Genomic DNA, 23,117 nt, shown 5'->3' with positions numbered 1-23,117 from the left:
GTGACCTCGCCGAACCGCTACCGTCTTGCTTCATACATGTCGCACAAAACCGCTGTGCGCTTTTGCGCGACATATACGGTCTCAATTGCCGTGCAGGCGCGCTTCCACGGCCTTGGCCGCGGCCTCGGCGGTGATGCCGAAATGCGGATAGAGCTGCTCGATCGAGCCGGAAGCGCCGAAGCCGGTCATGCCGACGAAGATGCCGTCGGTGCCGATGAGGTGATCCCAGCCCTGGCGGATGCCGGCCTCGATGGCGACCTTCACCTTGGCGTTGCCGATGGTCTTCTTGCGGTAGTCCTCGCTCTGCCGGTCGAACAGCTCGAAGCAGGGCACCGAAACGACGCGGGTCGGATGGCCGTGCTTCTCGAGCAGCTCGCGCGTGCCGAGGGCAACCTCCACCTCCGATCCCGTGGCGAAGATCGTCACCGCCGGTTCGCCGCTTGCCGCGGCGAGCTCGTAGGCGCCGGAGGCGCTGCGGTTCTCCTCGCTGAATTCGGTGCGCACAGTCGGCAGGTTCTGACGGGTCAACGCCAGCGTCGAGGGCGTCTTTTCCGATTTCAGCGCCAGCTGCCAGCATTCCGCGGTCTCGACGGCGTCGGCCGGGCGGAACACGTTGTGGTTCGGAATGGCGCGCAGTGCGGCCAGATGCTCGACCGGCTGGTGGGTCGGGCCGTCCTCGCCGAGGCCGATCGAGTCATGCGTCATGACGAAGATCGAGCGGATGCCCATCAGCGAGGCAAGCCGCATCGAGGGGCGGGCATAGTCGGAGAAGCACAAGAAAGTGCCGCCATAGGCTATCAGCCCGCCATGCAGGGTCAGCCCGTTGATCGCCGCCGCCATGCCGTGCTCGCGGATGCCGTAATGAACGTAGCGCTGGCCGTAATCGTCCGGCGTGATGTTCTTGGTCTGGCTGGTCTTGGTGTTGTTGGAGCCGGTGAGGTCGGCCGAGCCGCCGATGGTTTCGGGAACCGCGCCGTTGATCACTTCCAGCGCCATTTCCGACGACTTGCGGGTGGCGACCTTCGGCTTGTCGGCCGACAGCTTCTTCTTGTAGTCGGCTATGACGGCGTCGAAATTCCCGGGCAGCTTGCCGGCGAGGCGACGCTGGAATTCGCTGGTCAGCTTGGCGTCGGCCTGGGCAAGGCGGCCTTCCCAGTTGTCGCGCGCCTTGGCGCCGGCGGTGCCGACGGCGCGCCAGGCGTCGAGGATGTCGGCCGGAATCTCGAAGGGCGGCGACTCCCAGTTGAAGAATTTGCGGGCGCCGGCGATTTCCTCGGCGCCGAGCGGCGAGCCATGCGCCTTGTTGGTGCCGGCCTTGGTCGGGGCGCCGAAGCCGATCGTCGTCTTGCAGGCGATCATCGTCGGCTTGTCGGAATGGCGGGCGGCTTCGATGGCGTAGGCGATCGCGTCCGGATCGGTGCCGTCGATGTGGCTGGCGTTCCAGCCGCTGGCCTGGAAGCGGGCGACCTGATCGGTGTTGTCTGCGAGCGAGACCGGGCCGTCGATCGAGATGTTGTTGTTGTCCCAGAAGACGATCAGCTTGTTGAGCTTGAGGTGGCCGGCCAGCGCGATGGCTTCCTGGGAAACACCTTCCATCAGGCAACCGTCGCCGGCCAGCACGTAGGTGTAGTGGTTGACGAGGTCGTTACCGAAGGCGGCGTTCATGATGCGCTCGCCGAGCGCGAAGCCGACCGAATTGGCGAGGCCCTGGCCGAGCGGGCCGGTGGTCGTCTCGATGCCGGCGGCATGGCCGTATTCGGGATGGCCCGCGGTCCTCGATCCGAGCTGGCGGAAGTTCTTGAGCTGGTCGATCGTCATGTCCTCATAGCCGGTGAGGTACAATAGCGAGTAGAGCAGCATCGAGCCGTGGCCGGCCGACAGGATGAAACGGTCGCGGTCGGCCCAGTGCGGCGCCTTGGCGTCGAATTTCAGGAAGCGGGTGAACAGCACCGTGGCGACGTCGGCGCAGCCCATGGGCAGCCCGGGGTGGCCCGAATTCGCCTTCTCGACGGCGTCCATGGAAAGGAAACGGATCGCATTGGCCATCCGGTCATGTTGTTCACGCGAGGTCATGCTTCCTCCGGAAATAGGGGTTGGAGCCTTGGGAGAGCCCTTGGGGGGAGCCCTTGGAAAGGATGCCGCGACACATAGCAGGCGCGGCCTTTTAGTCAACAAACCGGTCGGATTTTGCCGGGCTTGTGATAGGGCCGCATCCGCTACATTAGCGTTAGCGGGGGACAGTCGCGAGAGCTTTATTGACGCGCGCTTCACCCGGCGCCTAATGTTTCCGCAATAACGCGTTCTGAACGCGAGCGATTCGGTGACGGGCAGGGCATAGGACGAAGGCCATGACCGGGGAAACGACCCTCAAGGAAGTCATCGCCAGGCTCGGCAAAGCCATGGAGGGGCTGGAAAGCGCCGTCGCGGCGCGGCTCGAGCATGAGCGCGATTATTCCGAAGCCGAGGCCGAGGTGCAGCGCATGAACGCCGACCGCTCGCGGCTGGCGCAGGAGCTCGACAATTCCGAGGCCCGCGCCGAACGGCTGGAAGATGCCAACAAGGAAGTGTCGCGCCGGCTGGTGACCGCCATGGAAACCATCCGCGCGGTTCTCGACAGGTAAGCCAATGGCACAGGTGACGGTTTCCATCGACGGCAAGCAGTACCGGATGGCTTGCGACGAGGGCCAGGAAGAACATCTGATCGACCTCGCCGAGCGCTTCGACCGCTATGTCATGCATTTGAAGGATTCCTTCGGCGAGATCGGCGACCAGCGGCTGACCGTGATGGCCGGCATCATGGTGATGGATGAGCTCTCGGAGCTGAACAAGCGCGTCAAGGGCATGGAAAGCGAGGTGCAGACGCTGCGCAAGACGCGCGACGAGGCGCTGACCAAAGCCGATAAGAGCGACAGCGTGCTGACCACCGCGCTTGCTGCGCTCGCGCAGCGCATGGAAGACTTGGCGGCGACGCTGGCGATGAAGAAGGCTTAAGCCGCCTCATCCAGCCTCCCCGGCATCCGTCGCGGAAAATTCGCGCTGTCTTTTCCAGGAAAAGACAAAAATTTCCGCTCTCTCGATCACGCTTGCAGACACAAGCCTTTTGAACCGGATCGTCCGGCGGTATAGAAGGCTGAGCCACGCCGGATGGGGTTGGCCCATGCCGGCGATATGTCACAGGGTAGGGAGCACGTCATGAGCCTTCGTATCAACGATACCGCGCCGGACTTCACGGCCGAGACCACTCAAGGGACAGTGAATTTCCATCAATGGATCGGTGACGGCTGGGCGGTGCTTTTCAGCCATCCGAAGAACTTCACGCCCGTCTGCACGACCGAGCTCGGCACGATGGCCGGGCTGGAAGGCGAATTCAAAAAGCGCAACGTCAAGATTATCGGCATTTCCGTCGATCCGGTGTCGAGCCACGACAAGTGGCAGGCCGACATCAAGACCGCTACCGGCCAGACGGTGAACTACCCGCTGATCGGCGACAAGGACCTCAAGGTCGCCAAGCTCTACGAGATGCTGCCGGCGGGCGCCGGCGAGAGCTCGGAGGGCCGCACGCCGGCCGACAACGCCACCGTGCGTTCGGTCTATGTCATCGGCCCGGACAAGAAGATCAAGCTGGTGCTGACCTATCCGATGACCACGGGCCGCAACTTCGACGAGATCCTGCGCGTCATCGATTCCATCCAGCTGACGGCCAAGCACCAGGTGGCGACGCCGGCGAACTGGAAGCAGGGCGAGGATGTGATCATCACCGCCGCCGTCTCCAACGAGGACGCGATCAAGCGCTTCGGCGCCTATGAAACGGTGCTGCCGTATCTGAGGAAGACCAAGCAGCCCTCGGCCTGAGCCTTTTCCTTCTCCCCGTTTTACGGGGAGAAGGTGCCCGAAGGGCGGATGAGGGGCGGCGCGGTGTTCGACGATCGCCGCGCGCCACCTCTCTTGGGTGCGATTGTCCGCGCTGAACGACAATCTCGCAGCCACGGCGCTGCCCCTCATTGCCCTGCCCATCCTTCGCAGCAGCTGTGCTGCAGCTACGGTGAACCGGGCGTGTAGGGACGGGGAGAAAGGGCCGGCATCGCGGCCTTCGCCAATCGCGGGCGTTCAAAACAAAAACGGCGGCGCCAGATGCTGGCGCCGCCGTTTTGTTTTCGCGTAGTGCCCTGAGCCTTAAGCCGCCGGCTGCGCTTCGATGGTGCGCAGCGCCTGATTCTGGCGCTTGGCCGCGGCCTTGACGGCGTCCTGCACCTTCTCGAAGGCGCGCACTTCGATCTGGCGCACACGCTCGCGGCTGATGTCGAACTCGGCCGACAGCTCTTCCAGCGTCAGCGGCTCTTCCGCCAGACGGCGCGCCTCGAAGATGCGCCGCTCACGATCGTTGAGCACCGACAGAGCGCCCGACAGCATGGCGCGCCGGCTTTCCAGCTCGTCCTGCTCGATCAGCATCTCTTCCTGGCTTTCGTGGTCGTCGACCAGCCAGTCCTGCCATTCGCCGGACTCACCCTCGCTCGCCCGGATCGGGGCGTTGAGCGAAGCGTCGCCCGACAGGCGGCGGTTCATCGACACCACTTCCGCCTCGGAAACGTTGAGGCGCGTGGCGATCTCGGCGATCTGGTCGGGCTTCAGGTCGCCGTCGTCGAGCGCCTGGATTCTGCCCTTCACCTTGCGCAGGTTGAAGAACAGGCGCTTCTGGTTGGCGGTGGTGCCCATTTTGACCAGGCTCCACGAGCGCAGGATGTATTCCTGGATCGAGGCCTTGATCCACCACATGGCATATGTGGCGAGCCGGAAGCCGCGCTCCGGTTCGAATTTCTTGACGGCCTGCATGAGGCCGACATTGCCTTCCGAGATCACCTCGCCGATCGGCAGGCCGTAGCCGCGATAGCCCATGGCGATCTTGGCGACGAGCCGCAAATGGCTGGTGACGAGCTTGTGCGCGGCGGAAGTGTCCTGATGCTCGGCATAACGCTTGGCGAGCATGTACTCTTCCTGCGGCTGAAGCATCGGAAAGCGACGGATTTCTTCCAGGTAACGGGCGAGACCGCCTTCACCGGAAACGATACTGGGTAGTGACTGGGCCATGATAGCGCCCCCTCTCTCTTGGAGTGATGCCCCCGTAACGCGGCGGGCATGTGACGCGAATGCCAATCGGCTCATCTGCGGCAACTGCTGTATATAGGAACAAAACCAGAAAGGACAGGCATTTGTTCAACACGAAACAGTGTGTCACGCTGAAGTGAACAACGCCAGTCAGGTTTTTTGATGGCTGGTTTGAAGCGTCTTGAAGGCGGCTCAGAGCTTGCGGAAGCCGCCGACGAGTTCCTCCATGTCCCTTGGCATCGGCGCCTCGAACCTCATCGTTAGATGGGTGGTCGGGTGCCGGAATTCAAGGAGCCAGGCATGCAGGGCCTGCCGGGAAAATGCATTGACCTCGCTTTTCAGCGGTTCCGGCAGCCGGTTAGCCTTGGTGCGGAAGGCCTGGCCATAGTCGGGGTCGCCGATCACGGGATGGCCGATATGCGCCATGTGGACCCTGATCTGGTGCGTACGGCCGGTCTCGAGCCGGCATTCGACCAGGCTGGCGGTGGTGAATTCCTTTTGTCCTTCGCCGAAACGCTCGACCACGCGGAAATGGGTGACGGCGTGGCGGGCATCGTCGCGGTGTTCGGGAACCACCGCGCGGCGGACGCGGTCGGCGGCGCGGCCGAGCGCGGCGTCGACGGTGCCGGTCGGCCGCTGCGGGATGCCCCAGACCAGCGCCAGATAGGCGCGCTCCAGGTCGCCGGTCAGGCCATGATCGGCGAAGGCTTCCGACAGCGCCTTGTGGGCGCGGTCGGTCTTGGCCACCACCATGACGCCGCTTGTTTCCTTGTCCAGACGGTGCACGATGCCAGGCCGCCGGACGCCACCGATGCCGGACAGGCTGTCGCCGCAATGATGGATGAGCGCGTTGACCAACGTGCCGGTCCAGTTGCCGGCGCCGGGATGGACGACCAGACCCGCAGGCTTGTTGATGACGATCAGCTCGTCGTCTTCGTAGAGGATATCGAGCGGGATCGCCTCGCCCTGCGGCTCGGCCGGCTCCGGTTCGGGCATGACGACCGAGACGCGTTCGCCGGCCGCCATCTTGCGCTTGGCCTCCTCGACCGGCTTGCCGCCGATCGAGACCGCGCCCTGCCGGATCAGGGCCTGCACGCGGCTGCGCGAAATCTCCGGGCCGAGCTTCGCGGCCAGCCATTGGTCGAGGCGCTGGCCGGCGGCATCGGCGCCGGCTTCCAGAACGACCGCTTCGTTATCGGCCAATTCATCCCCTATCAAATTCGGAGCCGCTTCGTTATGAGCGCTCATCGAAACCCGTTGCGGATTGTTTAGCCATGACCCGGCCTATCGCCGAAGACGATGAGGAGAAGCCGCTCGACCCCGCGGCCGAAAAGGTGCGCAGGAAGCTTATCCGCTTCATGATCGTCAATCTCGGCCTGTTGTTCCTCGCCCTTATGGTGGTGATCGGGGCGCTTGTCTACAAAGCCCGCAACGCGCCCGGCGCCGGGACGACATCTGCCGGCGTTGTCCAGGCTCCGGCCGGGGCGCCGCTCAGCGGCGACATCGTGCTTCCGGTCGGCGCCAGGGTGGTCAGCCAGTCGCTGTCCGGCAACCGGCTGTCGATCGACGCCGAGCTTGCCGACGGCAGCCGTTCCATCTTCGTCTATGACCTTGCCGAGCGCCGCATGATCGGCCAGTTCCCAATCCGTAACAAATGAGCCCGCAACAAATGAGCGGCTTTGCCGAAAACCGCAGTGTTGCGACCGTGGCGCTCGTCGTCAGGAACTATGACGAGGCGATCGCCTGGTATGTCGAGCGGCTGGGCTTTGCGCTGACCGACGATGTCGACCTCGGCGGCGGCAAGCGCTGGGTGACCGTCACGCCAGCGAATGGACAAGGCGCGCGGCTGCTCCTGGCGGAAGCCTCCGGCGCGGCGCAGGCGAGCCGCATCGGCGACCAGACCGGCGGCCGGGTGTTTCTGTTCCTCGAAACGGACGACTTCGCGCGCGACCATCAGGCGATGCTTGCCAAGGGCGTCGAGTTCCGCGAGGCACCACGCTTTGAGCCCTATGGCACGGTGGCGGTGTTTGCCGATCTTTACGGCAATCTCTGGGACCTGATCGAGCCGAAACGGCAGGGCTGACCGAGGGCATTCGGCAAAGTCTGCGAACAGTCCGAAACCCCAGTTGCTTTTTCGCGGCCGTCATCCTATGTAGCCGGTTCTTGAGCGCGCCCATCGTCTAGCGGTCAGGACACCGCCCTCTCACGGCGGTAACAGGGGTTCGATTCCCCTTGGGCGTACCATCTCTCAAATATTGCTTCCTTAGCTGCCGGCGCTGAAACCAGGCGTCCAAGTCTATACGCCGGCTTCGGGCCTTTCACGGGATGCTTGCTCCAACAACCGCGACAGGTGCTGGAGGTGCATCGATTGGGCATTTTCGAGCAGCTGCAGAAAATTGGCCGCCTTGCCTCGCGGCAACCGACGGCGCTTCAGCGCAGCGATGCGCGCGCGCTGGCGCTTGATGTGCTGCTCGGCTTGCAGAACGTGCCGTTCCGCCATTTGAATGTCGTCGGCCAGGGCCATGACCCGTAAACGGTCGGACCGCGAGAGGGTTCCGTGGGGGAAGCTGTCGTCTGAAAAGGCGGTCCTGGAGCGGCCCTCAGGCTAGAGCTGCCGGCGGCATATCGTTTCGGCGAGCTCCGCGAAGGCGTCGGCAATCCCAGCGCCGCTCTGCGTCGTGCGCCCTCGAACGGCGCTTCTGGCGCAACGCCTCGGATTGAATTAGCATCCGTTCATCAAAGCCTCGACCGCAATCCCGCAGGATGCGGAATGCGGAGTGCGAGGCCGGGCGGCGGCCACATGCCGAGCGCTGATCTTGGCGCGACTGTGCATCTGAATCCCGTCCGGCGGCAAATGCGCGGCGTGGCTGGGGAGGAGCCAGATGCAGAAACTACAATCGCAAGGCGTCCATCACATCACGCTGGTCGGCGCCGATCGCCAGACCTCCATCGATTTCTGGGAAGGCGTGCTCGGCATGCCCTTCATCTTCGAGCAGCCCAATCTCGACAAGGCGAGCGAAAGCCACCTCTATTTCGACCCGGGCGATGGGCGACTGATCACGGTCTTCACCGACGAGAGCCGCAGCCCGGTCAAGCGGCGGACGCCGACCGACATCGGCTGCGTCCACCACATCGCGTTCGCGGTGTCGCGCGTGACCTTCCTGCAGGCGGTCGCCCGGCTCGACGAGCGTGGCATCAAGCACAGCGGCGTCAAGGATCGCGGTTTCATGGATTCGATCTATTTCGAGGATCCGCTCGGCCTGCTGATCGAGCTTGCCTCCTACCGCTTCGAGCCGCCGGCGGGGTTCAGCCATGCCGACGTGCTGATGGAGGCGCACAAGATCCGCGTGGGGCGCGGCGACTACAATATCGCTGAAGTGCATCTTGCCGATGCCATCCAGGCGCTGGTCGAGCGATCGCGCGAGACATTGTCCGAGGATCGGGCGGCGAAGAATCCATACTGAACAGGTCAGAGGGAGGACCAAGATGGCAAAGGCTGCAATGAAGGGAACGAAGAAGGCCGCGGCCAAGCCGGCCGCGAAGGCAAAGGCAACAACCGCCGCCAAGGTGTCGGCCAAGACAGCCAAACCTGCCGCGAAGGCGACGGCAAAGGCCGCGCCTAAAGCGGCGGCTAAAGCCGCGCCTAAAGCGGCGGCTAAAGCCGCGCCCAAAGCGGCGGCAAGAGCCGCGCCCAAAGCAAAGGCGAAGTCCGCCAAGAAGCCCGGGCTGAAGCTCAGCATGCTGCGGCCCAGCGTCAACAACATGACGGTGCGGGTGTTCGCACGAGCGGCAGGATTCGACCATGCCGAGACCGACGCCTGGGGTCTGACACGCACGCCGGAATTCCTGGCGCGCAACCCGGCCCATCTGACGCCGATGATAGAGGACAAAAGCCTTCCCAGGGGCGTGCTTTGGGAGAGCTGCGCCATCATGCAGTACCTCGCCAACAAGCATGGGCTGGATAAATTCTATCCGAAGGCGCCGGCCAAGCGGGCGATGGTCGACAGCGCCATGTTCTACCTGATCGGGACGCTCTATCCCTATGTGGCCAGAGCCACCTATCCGGCGCTCGGCTTTCCGCAATATGCCGGCGAGGTCGGCCACAGCGACGCTCATGCCGACAAGAAATCGGAGGCGCAGAAGGCGGCCGCCGCCGCGATCGCCGAGCCTCTCGAGGTGTTTCACAGCTTCTTCAGGGACGGCAAGCCATTCATCGGCGGCAACAACCCGTCAATCGCCGACATCCGGCTGGCGGCGACGCTCGAGTTCCTGGCGGTCATCGACTATGAGCTGCCCAAATGGGCGAAGGACTATATGGCCGCGATCGAGAAGAAGCTCGGCAAGGCCTATGCGGAGCCGGCCGGCGACGTGCGCGGCTACATCGCCCATGTGAAGGCGCAGGCCGCGGCTTAAGCAAGTCGCGGGACTAAGGGTTCGTTAACCAAAGCGCTGTCTAGTGATCCGGTCCTCGCCGCGACCACGGATGTACTGGCGCGATTGCCGAGGCGAAGGAAAGGTCGGCCAGCGCCGGCCTTTTGCTTTTCCGGCGACGGCCGTGCCGGCATCACGACAACATGATTTTGGTGATTTTGCCGGGGTCAGCCGGGGTGAAATCCTATTGTCATCCTTCTCGTTGATCGTACCATGCCGCCAAGCGATCGGGCGAAAGCGAGGAGGACTGGCGATGAAAGGCATGTCAAGCTATTCGGTGATTGTCGGCGCGCTGCTGGCGCTGCCGGTTCCGGCGAATGCCGCATCGCTCAACACCATGAACGAGGTCGGCGTCGCCCTGCAGGCGTGCTGGACGCCGCCCGCCGATTCCGGAAATTCCTCAGTCACCTTGAGTTTCAGCTTCAAGCGCGACGGCACGCTGATCGGTCCGCCGAAGCCAACGGCCATCAAGGTCAGCGGCGATGACAAGGCGCGCCAGGCCTATGTCGACGCTGCCACCGCCGCCCTGCGCAACTGCCTGCCGCTCAGCTTTTCGCCGACGCTCGCGCAAGGAATTCCGGGAAAGGTCTTTACGCTTCAGTTCAATTCGCCAAAAGACAACGCCAAAGCCGTTCAGCAATAGAACTGCCGGACTGCTCAAAATTACCTTTGGGCAGTCTCCAAACCGAAAACCGTTTTGTTTTTGTAAGGAACCCCATTACGTCGCATTGCGCCGGCGCCGGGCGTTTGCGTGCTTTGCCAACTCCGGCATCTCAAAGACGTAGTCGTTCCAGGCCGATTCCGGGATCTGTCCGGCCAAATAGCATTCCAGCAGCAGATTTTGCTCCGGCGTCAGATGCCTCGGCGCCCGCTCGTGATCCAGTCCAAGCGAATGGATCAGGTTCCTGGTCAGGCCAGAGACGGTGAAGTGAATGGACATCTTCAGTCTCCCTCGTGCTGCGCGGATAACGTCGGATGCCGGCCAAAGGTTTCATCGGCTTCCCGCGATCAAGGGGCGCGGGAACGTAGGTTGCCAGGCGTCGACCGGTGCCGATGGATTTCGGCTACTGCCTCAATCTTGAAATGAAAGTGTAATATTCATTTTACAAGGTTGAGCATTACGATCAGATTGTAAAGTTAGTGAAGCATTTTACCTTACGAATATTACAATAGCCTCATTTAGATAAAGCTTGTATTTGTTCTGAGCTTCAATGGGGTTAGAGCAAGGCGACGGTCAAATGACATGCTTGCGGGTTCTCACGGCTTCTCTCGCGGTTGTTGCTGCGCTGCTGGTATTTCCAAAGGTTTCCTACGCCGACCCTTGCGGCGCGCTAAGAAACCAGATGCTTGCCGGGCGCGGCGCGGCCAGCCCTCAACTTGCCCAACTGCGGCGTCAGCTCGCCGCGATCCAGGGCATCGAGAGGCAGCGCCACTGCACCGCCAGCAGTGCGACGGGCGGCTTCTTCAACGCCTGCGCCGACCTTGCCAGGAGCAAGGCCGAGGTGCCGCGCCGGATCGCCGGCGTCGGCAATCAGGGTCGCGACGACCTGCAGGCGCGATATATCGCGCTGGGCTGCCAGTCCGCGACCGGGCGGCAGCCAGGGGAGCCCAAGTCACAGCCCTCTGCCACGACGTTCGGCAGCAATGCGATGCTGTTTTGTGTGCGCCTTTCGGACGGCTACTTCTTCCCGGCGCCGAACTCGCAATTCGCGCGCGGCAATGACCTCAAGGACACAGTCGATCAGTGCCGCTATATCTGCGACGATCCAGGCGTCGACCTCTATACGCTCAGCGATCCGAACCTCGAGACCGACCAGATGGTCGCGGTCGAGACGCGCATGCCATACACCGAGCTTCCAACCGCTTTCCGGTATCGCGACGATGCCAGCTTCAAGGCTTGCGATCTCAAGCGCTACTATCAGCGCGTGGCCGAGCTCAGGGCCCGCACCGTGACGCCCGGCAACATGCAAAACGCCATCATCCCGTTGCCGACGGCAAAGCCGGATCTCACAACCGTTTCGGATATTCCGGCGCCTGGAGCCGATGGGGCCGAGGTCCATGTAACTGCAGCCGCCGACGATGCGGCACAGCAGACGCCCACCAGACCGGCAAGCTCGCGGCAGATCCGGATGGTCGGCCCAGTCTTCTTCCCGGCCGACTGATCATCGCCGAGTTCGGCGGCGGCGGCGCGGTCCGTTTACACAAACCGGGGCTTCTCGGCTTGCGCAATTTCGGGCGGAAACCCTCTGTGCACCTTCCTGGAACAGCGCTAGTCGCAGACGACGCGATAGCGCTTGCCGGGTTCGCTGACATTCCTGCAGGCCAGCGCCTTCTCCGGCTGAGAGGACGCATCGGGCAAACCCGGCTGATAGGAGGGGGTCGTCGAAGCCGGCCTGAAATGTCTTCGGCCGGAGGGACCAGCAGGCGCGCTTGGCGGCTGAGGAAATACGTCCGATGCAATCTGCCTCGAGGCGGTTGTTCCCGGCGGGGCCTTGTCCCAAATGCGCCTGACGTCCATCCGGCTTGGAATGATGACGGTTCCGTCGTCGCTGCGCGCGCAACCGCTCGCCGCGAGCAGCGCCGGGCAGAGAACAAAAGTCAGCATTCGACCAAGCATCAGCAATACCCCCAACGATTTTATAGCCCGGCAGCGGCGGGTCCGCCAACGGACGGATTACCGCAGCGGCGTGGGACCAGCGTCTGACCAAACCCGCGTCGCGCCGATCGGGTTCAGGCGCCGCGCTTTGGGTTTGTTCCTGCGCATGCCGTTTTCCCAAAACCGGCGCACTCTTTTAGCCGGCATGCGTCAACGGCATTGGGCGTGTCCGGTTGCGAATCATTAAGGTTAGCGGATCGTTAATGCTTGTCAGGCACATTCCGCCGACGAACCGGCGAGGGTTCGGCCTGGGGGTAGGGATGGCGGATACGGACGGCACTTTCGGGACGGGCGACGCGCGCGATTCCCAAAGCACGGTTATGGGCGGCCACGGGATATTCGCCGGACCGCAGCACCCGGCAGGGATTTCGGAAGCGCTCGCCAATCTTCGCCTGATGGTCGATTCGATGCCGATCGGCGTCATCGTCCTCGACGCCGATCTCAAGGCTGAGATCATCAACCGCGCCTTCTACGACTTCTGGAAGATCGATCCGCGCCGCGCCACGGCCGGCTGCGGCTTCCGCGAGCTGATGGAGGCGAGCCGCGATGCCGATCCCTATGGCGCCGACGAGGCGGCCTGGCAACGCCACATCGCCGAGCGCGAGGCTGAAATCCGGGCAGGCCTTGCCGGCTCCAGGCAGTTGCCGCGCAATGACGGCCGCACGCTGATCGCCTCGCTGGCACCGCTTGCCGGCGGCAAGCGGCTCGTCTCCTATGTCGACATCACCGACATGAAGCATCGCGAGACGGAAGCCGACGAGGCGCGCAAGAACCTCGCAACCGTGCTTGAATCGCTGCCGGCGGGCGTCATCATCTATGACCGCGACGATAAATTCGTCTTCGCCAACCGCAAGCTGCAGGACACGTTGCCGGCGCTGAAACCTGCCTGGCAGCCGGGCCGCACGTTCCGCGAGGCGCTCGCGCTCGGTCATTCCGTCGGCTATTTCCGGTCGAGCGGCGACGCCGAGATCGACAAGCTCTACAGCATCGACAAGGAACGCTGGCTCGACGCCATTCTGAAGCGTTATCACCTGCCCAATTCGTCCTATGAGCGGCTCAATCCCGACGGTCGCTGGTATCAGGTCTACGATATGAGGACCGACGACGGCACCTTCATCGGCGTGCGCGTCGACATTTCCGACATCAAGGCCCGCGAAAAGGCGCTGCGCGACTCGCTGCGCCAGATCGACCTCTACCGGCATGTCATGGACGAGCTGCCGGTGGCGGCCTTCATCAAGGCCGAGGATCTCAGCATCGAATTCGTCAACAAGGCCTGGTGCGCGCTGACCGGCATCGCCAAGGAGGATGTCCTCGGCAGGACCGACTGCGAGCTGTTCGGGACCGAGGACGCCGAAAGCTACAGTCATGACGACACCGAGGTCATTGCAACCGGCAAGGGGCGCGAGGTCGAGGAACCCGTCACCCATCGTGACGGCACGGTGCGGCAGCTGATGACGCGCAAGAGCCGGCTGGTGGCCATCGACGGGTCGGTGCATCTGGTCGGCTCCAGCACCGATATCACCGACGTCAAGGCGCGCGAGCGGGCGCTCAAGGAAAGCATGAGCGAGAACGAGGTGTTCCGCAGCCTGATCGACAACGTGCCGGTGTCGATCTACGCCAAGCGTTCGGACCTGAGGCAATTCTACGTCAACAAGGGCTGGTGCGACCTCACCGGCTTCAGCAAGGAAGAGGCGATCGGCAAGACCGATGTCGAGATCTTCGGCGCTGACGGCGAGGCTTTCGTGGCAGGCGATCTCGCAGTGCTGCGCACCGGCGAGACGCAGGAGATCGAGGAAAAGGTGACGATGCCCGACGGCAGCGTGCGTCACCAGTTCGCGCGCAAGGGCGCGATGATCGCGTCCGACGGCTCGCTCTATCTGATCGGATCGACAACGGACATAACGGAGCTGAAGCAGCGCGAAGCCGAACTCAGCGAGGCGCGCCGGCGCGCCGTGCTCGCCGACCGCGCCAAGTCGGAGTTCCTCGCCAATATGAGCCACGAGATCCGCACGCCGATGAACGGCGTGCTCGGCATGGCCGAGCTGCTCGCCAAATCCGACCTCGATCCGAAGCAGAAGACGTTCACCGACATCATCGTCAAATCCGGCAACGCGCTGCTCACCATCATCAACGACATCCTCGACTTCTCCAAGATCGACGCCGGCCAGCTGGTGCTCGACCCGGCGCCCTTCAATCTCGCCGAGGCGATCGAGGATGTGGCGACCCTGGTGTCGACGCGCGCCAAGGAGAAGGACCTCGAGCTCATCGTCCGCGTCCAGCCCGGGCTCGACGGGCAGTTCGTCGGCGATGTCGGCCGCCTCAGGCAGATCGTCACCAACCTGCTCGGCAATGCGGTGAAATTCACCGACGAGGGCCATGTGCTGGTCGACGTCACCGGCGAACGGGTCCCGGCCGGCACCAGGCTCACCATCTCGATCACCGATACGGGCATCGGCATTCCCGAGGACAAGCTGAAGCTGGTGTTCGAGAAGTTCAGCCAGGTCGACACCTCCTCGACAAGGCGGCACGAGGGCACCGGGCTCGGCCTTGCCATCACCTCGCGACTGGTCGAGCTGATGGGCGGCGAGATCGGCGTCGACAGCGCCGAGGGCAAGGGCTCGACCTTCTGGTTCACCGTCACGCTGCCGCGGGCGGAGCGGGGCGGGCAGCGGATCATGCCGGTCGATGTGACCGGCGCGCGCGTGCTGATCGTCGACGACAATGCCGTCAACCGCTCGATCCTCAGCGAGCAGATGGCCTCGTGGACCTTCGATTCCTGCGCGGCCGAAAGCGGCGCCGAGGGACTGAAGGTGCTGATCGCCGCCGCCGCCTACGGCGTGCCCGTCGACTGCGTCGTGCTCGACTACCAGATGCCGGGCATGACCGGCGCCGAAATGGCGCGCATCGTACGCAATACCGCCGGCCTCGCGCACACGCCGATCATCATGCTGACCTCGGTCGACCAGTCGCTCGCCAGCGCCGCCTACCGCGATCTCTGCATCGATGCGCAGCTGATCAAGCCGGCGCGCTCCTCCATCCTCCTGGAGACGCTGGTCGCCACGATCCAGCGCCACCGCCACAGCACTGGGGCCATTCATCCGCCTTTGGCCGGCAGCGTCGAGACCGGGCCCGGCGCATCGCGAGCGTCCGTGGCGCAGGCGACGGCGTCGGATCGCGTCCTCTTGCAGCCGCCGCCGGCGCGTGCCCGCCCGCGCCCGCCGGGCGCGGAGCGCGGGCTCGACATCCTCGTTGCCGAGGACAACGAGGTGAACCAGCTGGTGTTCACGCAAATCCTGGGCGAGACCGGCTATCAGTTCGAAATCGTCGGTAACGGCCGCAAGGCGCTGGACGCCTTCGGCAAGCTCAATCCGCGCATGATCCTGATGGATGTGTCGATGCCCGAGATGAGCGGCCTGGAGGCGACCGCCGCCATCCGGCAGCTCGAAGCGGAGATGGGCTCACATGTGCCGATCGTCGGTGTCACCGCGCATGCGCTGAAAGGCGACCGCGAGCGCTGCCTGGAAGCCGGCATGGACGACTACCTGCCGAAGCCGATCAGCCCGAAGGCACTGCTCGAGAAGCTAGAAAGGTGGCTTGGGTCGGGTGCGGAAGTCCGGCGCAGCGCCGGCTAACAAGCTTTTCCGCGCGGCCGTTCATGGCATCGGCTAAGGGCATCGCCTGCAGGACCTGACGCGGGCGTATGGTGTGATCGCACCATACCAAAGCGAAGGCCAAGTCGGGACAATGGTTGCTGTCGATTCCGCCCCTCGGTTACGGGCGGGAGCAGCGACCGCCGGCAAGGAACAGCGTCGACTCTACCCCAACGGACCTGTTTTCGGCGATGGCGAGGCCATGATCCGCTCTGGCTTCGGGCAACGCGCTCTCGTCCGGATTTTATTTCCCGGCGGCCGTGACCACGGCCGCCGGGATAATTTTTGATTCAAAAGTCAGACAAGTTACTGATTCCCGCGGCAAACTCAGGCTGGTCCGCGAAGGCCGCCGCAGGCCCCTCCAGACATCCCTGTTCGGGCGTTACCGGGCTGACACGAAACTGTCATGCGACTGTAATAATCGAGGGCTATTGCCCACACTGGGCGCCGGCAAAAGGCGGTGCCAAGAGACCATATTCCGAACAGGAGCAGGCCACATGAGACATTTCATCCGCTCAGCGGCCGTTGCGATTGCAATGGCTACGGCGTCCACGCTCACCCTGTCCGCCGCTTGGGCTGCGGATATCTCGGGTGCCGGCGCCACATTCCCCTATCCGATCTACGCCAAATGGGCCGACGCCTACAAAAAGGAGACCGGCATCGGCCTCAACTATCAGTCGATCGGTTCCGGCGGCGGCATCAAGCAGATCAAGGCCAAGACCGTGACCTTCGGCGCTTCCGATGCGCCGCTCACGGGCGACGATCTCAAGTCAAGCGGCCTCGCGCAGTTCCCGATGGTGATGGGCGGCATCGTTCCGGTCGTCAACCTCGAAGGCATCAAGCCGGGCGAATTGGTGCTCGACGGCCCGACGCTGGCCGACATCTTCCTCGGCAAGATCACCAACTGGAACGATGAGGCGATCAAGAAGCTCAACCCCAAGGTCAAGCTGCCCGACCAGGCGATCGCGGTCGTCCATCGCTCGGACGGCTCCGGCACCACGTTCAACTTCAGCTACTATCTGGCCGACGTCAACGCCGACTGGAAGTCGAAGGTCGGCGTCGACAAGGCGCTCGAGTGGCCGGTGGGCATCGGCGCCAAGGGCAATGAAGGCGTCGCCAACAACGTCTCGCAGACCGGCGGCGCGATCGGCTATGTCGAATACGCCTATGCCAAGCAGAACAAGCTCACCTATGCCGACATGGTGAACAAGGACGGCAAGAAGGTCGAGCCGACCGCCAAGGCGTTCTCGGCTGCCGCGGCCAATGCCGACTGGAGCTCGCAGCCGGGCTACGGCGTCATCCTGGCCAACCAGGCAGGTGCCGCGTCCTGGCCGATGACTTCCGCCACGTGGATTCTCGTCTACAACAAGCCAGACGACGCTGCGGCCACGGCCGAGGCGCTCAAGTTCTTCGCCTGGTCCTATGCAAAGGGCGACAAGATGGCCGCTGAGCTCGACTACGTTCCGATGCCCGACAAGGTCGTGAAGAGCGTCGAGGAAATGTGGGGCAAGGACATTCTCGACAAGGACGGCAAGCCGATCTACTCCGGCATGTAATTCTTCCGGAATGAGGAGGGCGCTGCGGCGCCCTCCTGTCTTTCTTTCGAAATGCGAGAGGGCTCGATGAGTGCCGTTTCCGAAGCCGTGACTTCGTCCGCCGTGCGGACCAGAGAAGCGACGGTGCGCCGCTTCGCCTTCACCGACACGGTCTTCCGGGCGGCCACACGCGCTTCCGCCATCCTCGTGCTGGTCCTGCTCGGCGGTGTGGCGATCTCGCTGATCGCCGGCTCATGGGAAGCGCTGTCGAAGTTCGGCTTCTCCTTCCTGACCACCGAATCCTGGAACCCGGTCACCGAGAATTTCGGCGCCCTGGCGCCCATCTACGGCACCATCGTCACGTCGGCCATCGCCATTCTCATTGCCGTGCCGATCGGCATCGGCATCGCCGTCTTCCTCACCGAGCTCTGCCCGCGCCCGCTCCGACGCCCGATCGGCATCGCGGTCGAGCTGCTCGCCGGCATTCCTTCGATCATCTACGGCATCTGGGGCCTGTTCGTCTTCGCGCCCTTCCTGCAGACGACGGTGCAGCCCTTCATCATCAACCTTTTCCACGGCATACCCGGCCTTTCCAGCCTGTTTGCCGGTCCGCCCTACGGCATCGGCCTGCTGACGTCGTCGCTCATCCTTGCCATCATGGTGCTGCCGTTCATCACCTCGATCACCAAGGACGTGTTCGATACGGTGCCAGCGGTGCTGAAGGAATCGGCCTACGGCATCGGCTGCACGACCTGGGAAGTGACGCGGCGCGTGACCATCCCCTACACCCGCGTCGGCATCATGGGCGGCGTCATGCTCGGTCTCGGCCGCGCGCTCGGCGAGACTATGGCCGTCACCTTCGTCATCGGCAACGCGCACCGCATCAGCGCCTCGCTGTTTGCGCCGGGCACGACGATCTCGGCGACCATCGCCAACGAATTCACCGAGGCCGACGGCGAGCTCTATACGTCCTCGCTGGTGGCGCTCGGCCTGATCCTGTTCATCATCACCTTCATCATCCTCGCCATCGCGCGCTACATGCTGTTGCGCATCGATAGCCGCACGGGAGCATGACCGATGTCGGTAGCTATGTCGCTCCACCAGCGCCGCAAGCGCAAGAATGCCGTGATGATGGCGCTGTGCGTCATCGCGGCGGGCATCGGCCTTGCCTGGCTGGCGCTGATCCTCGGCGCGCTGATCTACAAGGGCCTGTCCGGCGTTTCGCTGGCGGTCTTTACCGAGATGACGCCGCCGCCCGGCGACGCCGGCGGCCTGCTCAACGCCATCTACGGCAGCATCGTGATGACCATCATCGGCATCGTCGTCGGCACGCCGATAGGCGTGCTCGCCGGAACCTATATGGCCGAGTACGGGCGCTTCTCGCGTCTCACCACGGTGGTGCGCTTCATCAACGACATCCTGTTGTCGGCGCCCTCGATCATCGTCGGCCTGTTCGTCTATGAGCTGTTGGTGCGGCCGATGGGGCATTTCTCGGCGATTGCCGGCGCGGTCGCGCTGTCGATCCTGGTGATCCCGGTCGTGGTGCGCACCACCGAGGACATGCTGAACCTAGTGCCCAATGCACTGCGCGAAGCCGGCACCGCGATCGGCGCGCCGCGCTGGGTGGTGATCCGCTCCGTCGCCTATCGCGCCGCACTCTCCGGCATCGTCACCGGCATATTGCTGGCGATCGCCCGCATTTCGGGCGAAACGGCGCCGCTGCTCTTCACCGCGCTCAACAATCAGTTCTGGTCGAGCAATCTCAACGCGCCGATGGCCAGCCTGCCGGTGACCATCTTCCAGTTCGCCCTAAGTCCCTACGAGGAATGGCAGCAACTGGCCTGGACGGGCGCACTCATAATCACCTTTACGGTTCTCGGGCTGAGCATTTTCGCCCGCAGCCTTACCGGACGCAGAGAGGACAGATGAAACCTATGTTGTCCACCGACCTTAACGTAGCCGAGACGGCCGTCGAGAAGGCCAAGATCGAGGTCAAGAACCTCAACTTCTACTATGGCCAGTCGAAGGCGCTGAAGGACATCAACCTGTCGCTGCCGGAGCGCAGCGTCACCGCTTTCATCGGACCGTCGGGCTGCGGGAAATCGACGCTGCTGCGCGTGCTGAACCGCATCTACGAGCTCTACCCGAAGCAGAGCGCCGAGGGTCAGGTACTGCTCGACGGCAAGAACATCCTCGACCGTTCGCAGGACCTCAACCTGCTCAGGACGAAGATCGGCATGGTGTTCCAGAAGCCGACGCCGTTCCCGATGTCGATCTACGAGAACATCGCCTTCGGCGTCAGGCTGTATGAGAAGATCAGCAAGGCCGAAATGGACAACCGGGTCGAGTCGGCACTGAAGCGCGCCGCACTTTGGAGCGAGGTCAAGGACAAGCTCAACGCCAGCGGCCAGAGCCTTTCGGGCGGCCAGCAGCAGCGGCTCTGCATCGCCCGCACGGTGGCGGTGAAGCCGGAGGTCATCCTGCTCGACGAGCCGGCATCGGCACTCGATCCGCTGTCGACCGCCAAGATCGAGGAGCTGATCGACGAATTGCAGGCCGACTACACGATCGTGATCGTCACCCACAACATGCAGCAGGCGGCGCGCGTGTCGCGGCAGACGGCGTTCATGTATCTCGGCGAGCTGGTCGAGTTCGACCGGACCGAGAAGATCTTCACCTCGCCCCGCGAGAAGCGCACGCAGGACTACATCACCGGCCGCTTCGGCTGAGTTCATACGAGGACATAACCATGGCGCATACGGTCGCTTCCTTCGACGAGGATCTGAGGCAGATCAGCCAGCTCATCCGTGACATGGGCGATCTCGCCGGCTCGATGGTCGGCGCATCGACCAAGGCCCTGCTGAACTCCGACAACGCGCTGGCGCAGCGCGTGGTTTCCGACGACGCCATCATGGACGCGCGGCAGCGCGAGCTCGACGATCGCGCCATCACGCTGATCGCCAAACGCCAGCCGATGGCCGACGACCTGCGCAGCGTGGTCGGCGCCATCCGCATGGCCGGCGACCTCGAGCGCATCGGCGACCTCGCCAAGAACATCGCCAAGCGCGTCGGTTCCGTCGGCGTCAGCGCCGCGCCACGCGACCTGTCGCACTCCATCGACTCCATGGCGCAACTGGTGCTGATCCAGGTCCAGGGCGTGATCGAGGAATACACGGCGGGCGACGCCACGGCGCTCGCCAAGCTCCGGAACGACGACGAGCGCATCGACGTCAAATACACCTCCGTCTTCCGCGAGCTCCTGACCTACATGATGGAGGATCCGCGCAACATCACGGCCTGCACCCATCTCCTGTTCTGCGCCAAGAATCTGGAGCGCATCGGCGACCACGTGACCAATATCGCCGAGAACGCCTATTATGTGCTGACCGGCACGCAATTGCCCGCGAACCGTCCGAAACAGGACGAGACGGCGATGTCGGCGCCGGCGGCCTGACAGCGAAGGTACCTGCTATATGATCGCCCCACGCATCATGGTGGTGGAGGACGAGGAGCCGCTGGGGGTGCTGCTCCGCTACAATCTCGAATCCGAGGGCTACCAGGTAGAAGTGGTGACCCGCGGCGACGAGGCTGAAATCCGCCTGCAAGAGAACGTGCCCGACCTTCTGGTGCTCGACTGGATGGTGCCGGCGGTTTCCGGCATCGAGCTTTGCCGCCGGCTGAGGATGCGGCCCGAGACCGAACGGCTGCCGATCATCATGCTAACGGCGCGCGGCGAGGAAAGCGACAGGGTGCGCGGCCTCTCGACGGGCGCCGACGATTACCTGGTCAAGCCGTTCTCGACGCCGGAATTCATGGCCCGGGTCAAGGCGCTGCTGCGCCGCGCCAAGCCGGAGGTGCTGTCCAGCGTGCTCAAGGTCGGCGACATCGTGCTCGACCGCGAATCGCACCGCGTTTACCGCAAGAAGAGCGAGATCAGGCTCGGGCCGACCGAATTCCGGCTGCTCGAATTCATGATGCGGCATCCCGGCCGGGTGTTCTCGCGCAGCCAACTGCTCGACAATGTCTGGGGCGAGACGATCTATATCGACGAGCGCACCGTGGACGTGCATGTCGGGCGCCTGCGCAAGGCGGTCAACAACGGCCGCATGCCCGATGTGATCCGCACCATCCGCGGGGCAGGGTACGCGATCAGGGAAGACTAGGTCCTCGCATCGCAACCGTCGGGATTGGCCGAGGCATCCTCAACGTCATCATCCCAGGGCGAAGCAGGAGCGAAGCTCCGTCGCGGAGACCCTGGGATCCATGCCGTGACCTCGCGCGAAGAGTAAAGGCGGCGCAAGACAGAGGTCGTTCTGCACCGCCGCAACGCTCGTATGTAACGGCATGGATCCTAGGGTCTTCGCCGCGTCGCTTCGCTCCTTGCTTCGCCCTAGGATGACGAAGCGATGGGAGTTTGGGCCACTCCAAACGATAGCGAACGCCAGATCAGGCTACGTTCTTTCCAGCAGCGCCCGCCCGCGCCTGTACGCCCGGCGCGAAGATCTCCTGATCGACGAAGGTCAGCGCGCGCATGGCGCAGCCTTCTCGGATCAGCGGCAATTCGTTCGGCTCGGTGTCGAAGGAGATCGACTGCGAGTGCTGGCCGCCGGCGGTCTGGGCGATCGCCTCGCGCAGCGATGGCTCGATCAGGTCGAAGGCGGCGGCGCTGACGCCGACCATGGCGACCGGCGCAGGGTCGATCAGCGCGAACAGGCTGCCGAGGCCGAAGCCCAGCGCCTCGCCCGCCCGGCGATAGGCCTCGCGCTCCGGGCCATCCTTCTCGCGTGCCTTGGCGGCAAGCGCGCGCATGTCGGCGTCGCCGACATCGACCGGCTCGGCGTCCTCGCTCATCTTCATGGCGCTGCGCCAGATAGCGTAGTTGCCGGCATAGGCCTCGACGCAGCCGCGGCGCCCGCAGCGGCAGAGTGCGCCGCCCGGACGGTGGATCATGTGGCCGAACTCGCCGCCGGAAGAATGCGTGCCGGTGAACAGCTCGCCCTTCAGCACCAGCCCCATGCCGATGCCGTGCGAGAGCAGGATGGCGATGAAATTGTCGCGATAGCGATCGGGGTCGCGCCATTGCAGCGCTACGGCCATCATGTTGCAGTCGTTCTCCATGGTGGCCGGAATGCCGAATTCTCTTTCCAGTATGTCGGCGAAGGGAATGTCGGTCAGCGGCGTGATCGGCGACCACAGCATGGCGCGAGCATGGGAATCTGTGATGCCCTGGATGCCCATGGCGATGCGGGCGACGCTGCGGACATCGAGGTCCGGATCCTCCAGCCGGCGCCGGACGATCGCTGTGCACTCGCCGATCAGCTCGTCGCGCGGCATGGTCAGCGTATCGAGACGCCGCTGTTCCTCGGCGATGACCTGGCCGGCATAGTCGATGACGGCGACGGAGAGGAAATTGAGCGACAGCACCACCGTCACCACCGCCGCCGCCTCCGGGTTGAGGGCGAGGCCGACCTGCGGTCGGCCGCGCTTCAGCGATGCGGTCTCGCTCGGCTTGCTCTCGGCCAGGATGCCTTCCTGGATCAGGTCCGAGGAGATCGCCGAAATGGTCGAGTGGCTGAGCCCGGTGGTCGCGGCGATCTCCGTGCGCGACGGCTGGCCGGCCCGGCGCACGGCCGAGAGCACCATGGCGCGATTGCGCCGGCGCAGGTCGTCGTGGCGGATTCCGACCGACATCTTCTCTCCCTCCCGGTCAGCGCGGCCTCTTGATAATGCATGGGCCGTCGG

Annotated in this window: 22 protein-coding genes and 1 tRNA gene; 18 read left to right on the top strand and 5 right to left on the bottom strand. The window is 63.9% G+C overall.

The annotated features are described in order from the left end of the window. Window positions 1-81 precede the first annotated feature (81 nt). On the bottom strand, window positions 82-2,073 hold the full coding sequence (gene tkt, locus RFN30_RS10690) for a transketolase (protein WP_320262034.1): 1,992 nt from the start codon (window positions 2,071-2,073) through the stop codon (window positions 82-84). A 275-nt stretch (window positions 2,074-2,348) separates the two neighbouring features. Between tkt and RFN30_RS10685 the strand changes: the two genes are divergently transcribed. The 3 genes from RFN30_RS10685 to RFN30_RS10675 all read left to right on the top strand — a co-directional run bounded on the left by RFN30_RS10685 (window position 2,349) and on the right by RFN30_RS10675 (window position 3,852). Beyond that, the gene (locus tag RFN30_RS10685; RefSeq protein WP_126087211.1) at window positions 2,349-2,621 is read left to right on the top strand and encodes a DUF4164 domain-containing protein; all 273 of its coding nucleotides are present in this window, start codon (window positions 2,349-2,351) and stop codon (window positions 2,619-2,621) included. Window positions 2,622-2,625: 4 nt separating this feature from the next. Further along, a complete protein-coding gene (locus RFN30_RS10680) occupies window positions 2,626-2,991 on the top strand; it encodes a cell division protein ZapA (RefSeq protein ID WP_192251932.1) in 366 nt (121 codons plus the stop codon). Window positions 2,992-3,192: 201 nt separating this feature from the next. Continuing rightward, on the top strand, window positions 3,193-3,852 hold the full coding sequence (locus tag RFN30_RS10675) for a peroxiredoxin (RefSeq protein WP_320262033.1): 660 nt from the start codon (window positions 3,193-3,195) through the stop codon (window positions 3,850-3,852). A 321-nt stretch (window positions 3,853-4,173) separates the two neighbouring features. Here the strand turns inward: RFN30_RS10675 and rpoH are convergent, their stop codons facing one another. After that, a complete protein-coding gene (gene rpoH / locus RFN30_RS10670) occupies window positions 4,174-5,085 on the bottom strand; it encodes an RNA polymerase sigma factor RpoH (protein WP_126087214.1) in 912 nt (303 codons plus the stop codon). Between the two features lie 210 nt (window positions 5,086-5,295). Next, window positions 5,296-6,351, bottom strand: a complete 1,056-nt coding sequence (locus tag RFN30_RS10665) for an RluA family pseudouridine synthase (RefSeq protein WP_320262032.1) — start codon at window positions 6,349-6,351, stop codon at window positions 5,296-5,298. 26 nt (window positions 6,352-6,377) lie between these two features. On the opposite strand from RFN30_RS10665, the gene RFN30_RS10660 reads away from it, so the two are divergent. The 7 genes from RFN30_RS10660 to tolA all read left to right on the top strand — a co-directional run bounded on the left by RFN30_RS10660 (window position 6,378) and on the right by tolA (window position 10,177). Next, the gene (locus RFN30_RS10660; protein WP_320262031.1) at window positions 6,378-6,761 is read left to right on the top strand and encodes a fimbrial protein; all 384 of its coding nucleotides are present in this window, start codon (window positions 6,378-6,380) and stop codon (window positions 6,759-6,761) included. 11 nt (window positions 6,762-6,772) lie between these two features. After that, the gene (locus RFN30_RS10655; RefSeq protein ID WP_320262030.1) at window positions 6,773-7,186 is read left to right on the top strand and encodes a VOC family protein; all 414 of its coding nucleotides are present in this window, start codon (window positions 6,773-6,775) and stop codon (window positions 7,184-7,186) included. 86 nt (window positions 7,187-7,272) lie between these two features. After that, window positions 7,273-7,347 (top strand) — tRNA-Glu (locus RFN30_RS10650). Between the two features lie 124 nt (window positions 7,348-7,471). Beyond that, window positions 7,472-7,636, top strand: a complete 165-nt coding sequence (locus RFN30_RS10645) for a hypothetical protein (protein WP_320262029.1) — start codon at window positions 7,472-7,474, stop codon at window positions 7,634-7,636. A 349-nt stretch (window positions 7,637-7,985) separates the two neighbouring features. Beyond that, window positions 7,986-8,567 carry a VOC family protein gene (locus RFN30_RS10640; RefSeq protein WP_320262028.1) on the top strand — a complete coding sequence of 194 codons (582 nt, stop codon included), beginning with the start codon at window positions 7,986-7,988 and terminating at the stop codon, window positions 8,565-8,567. 22 nt (window positions 8,568-8,589) lie between these two features. Further along, window positions 8,590-9,516 (top strand): glutathione S-transferase family protein, encoded by a 927-nt coding sequence (locus RFN30_RS10635; protein WP_320262027.1) that lies wholly within the window; start codon window positions 8,590-8,592, stop codon window positions 9,514-9,516. Between the two features lie 280 nt (window positions 9,517-9,796). Then, window positions 9,797-10,177 (top strand): cell envelope integrity protein TolA, encoded by a 381-nt coding sequence (gene tolA, locus RFN30_RS10630; protein WP_430694641.1) that lies wholly within the window; start codon window positions 9,797-9,799, stop codon window positions 10,175-10,177. A 75-nt stretch (window positions 10,178-10,252) separates the two neighbouring features. Here tolA and RFN30_RS10625 read toward each other — a convergent pair whose 3' ends face one another. Continuing rightward, complete coding sequence (locus tag RFN30_RS10625) at window positions 10,253-10,474, bottom strand: hypothetical protein (RefSeq protein ID WP_320262026.1); 222 nt, start codon at window positions 10,472-10,474, stop codon at window positions 10,253-10,255. A gap of 403 nt (window positions 10,475-10,877) precedes the next feature. Between RFN30_RS10625 and RFN30_RS10620 the strand changes: the two genes are divergently transcribed. The 8 genes from RFN30_RS10620 to phoB all read left to right on the top strand — a co-directional run bounded on the left by RFN30_RS10620 (window position 10,878) and on the right by phoB (window position 21,538). Next, entirely contained in the window at window positions 10,878-11,696 is an 819-nt protein-coding gene (locus RFN30_RS10620) for a DUF2865 domain-containing protein (RefSeq protein ID WP_320262025.1), read from the top strand. A gap of 754 nt (window positions 11,697-12,450) precedes the next feature. Beyond that, a complete protein-coding gene (locus RFN30_RS10615) occupies window positions 12,451-15,822 on the top strand; it encodes a response regulator (RefSeq protein ID WP_320262024.1) in 3,372 nt (1,123 codons plus the stop codon). A gap of 515 nt (window positions 15,823-16,337) precedes the next feature. Further along, window positions 16,338-17,396: a phosphate ABC transporter substrate-binding protein PstS gene (gene pstS / locus RFN30_RS10610; protein WP_320262023.1), complete on the top strand. Its 1,059-nt coding sequence runs from the start codon at window positions 16,338-16,340 to the stop codon at window positions 17,394-17,396. Between the two features lie 66 nt (window positions 17,397-17,462). Then, a complete protein-coding gene (pstC, locus tag RFN30_RS10605; protein WP_320262022.1) occupies window positions 17,463-18,449 on the top strand; it encodes a phosphate ABC transporter permease subunit PstC in 987 nt (328 codons plus the stop codon). Between the two features lie 3 nt (window positions 18,450-18,452). Continuing rightward, complete coding sequence (pstA, locus tag RFN30_RS10600) at window positions 18,453-19,304, top strand: phosphate ABC transporter permease PstA (protein WP_320262021.1); 852 nt, start codon at window positions 18,453-18,455, stop codon at window positions 19,302-19,304. Next, the gene (gene pstB / locus RFN30_RS10595; RefSeq protein ID WP_320262020.1) at window positions 19,301-20,104 is read left to right on the top strand and encodes a phosphate ABC transporter ATP-binding protein PstB; all 804 of its coding nucleotides are present in this window, start codon (window positions 19,301-19,303) and stop codon (window positions 20,102-20,104) included. Before pstA ends, pstB begins: the two co-directional genes overlap by 4 nt. 20 nt (window positions 20,105-20,124) lie before the next feature. Then, window positions 20,125-20,829: a phosphate signaling complex protein PhoU gene (gene phoU / locus RFN30_RS10590; RefSeq protein WP_059188051.1), complete on the top strand. Its 705-nt coding sequence runs from the start codon at window positions 20,125-20,127 to the stop codon at window positions 20,827-20,829. A 19-nt stretch (window positions 20,830-20,848) separates the two neighbouring features. After that, a complete protein-coding gene (gene phoB / locus RFN30_RS10585) occupies window positions 20,849-21,538 on the top strand; it encodes a phosphate regulon transcriptional regulator PhoB (RefSeq protein ID WP_010911896.1) in 690 nt (229 codons plus the stop codon). Window positions 21,539-21,821: 283 nt separating this feature from the next. Here phoB and RFN30_RS10580 read toward each other — a convergent pair whose 3' ends face one another. After that, window positions 21,822-23,066 (bottom strand): ROK family transcriptional regulator, encoded by a 1,245-nt coding sequence (locus RFN30_RS10580; protein WP_320262019.1) that lies wholly within the window; start codon window positions 23,064-23,066, stop codon window positions 21,822-21,824. Between the last annotated feature and the right edge of the window lie 51 nt (window positions 23,067-23,117).

It is taken from the genome of Mesorhizobium dulcispinae, assembly GCF_033977345.1.
GTDB lineage: Bacteria > Pseudomonadota > Alphaproteobacteria > Rhizobiales > Rhizobiaceae > Mesorhizobium > Mesorhizobium dulcispinae.
This window is presented reverse-complemented; position numbering and strand designations above follow the sequence as displayed.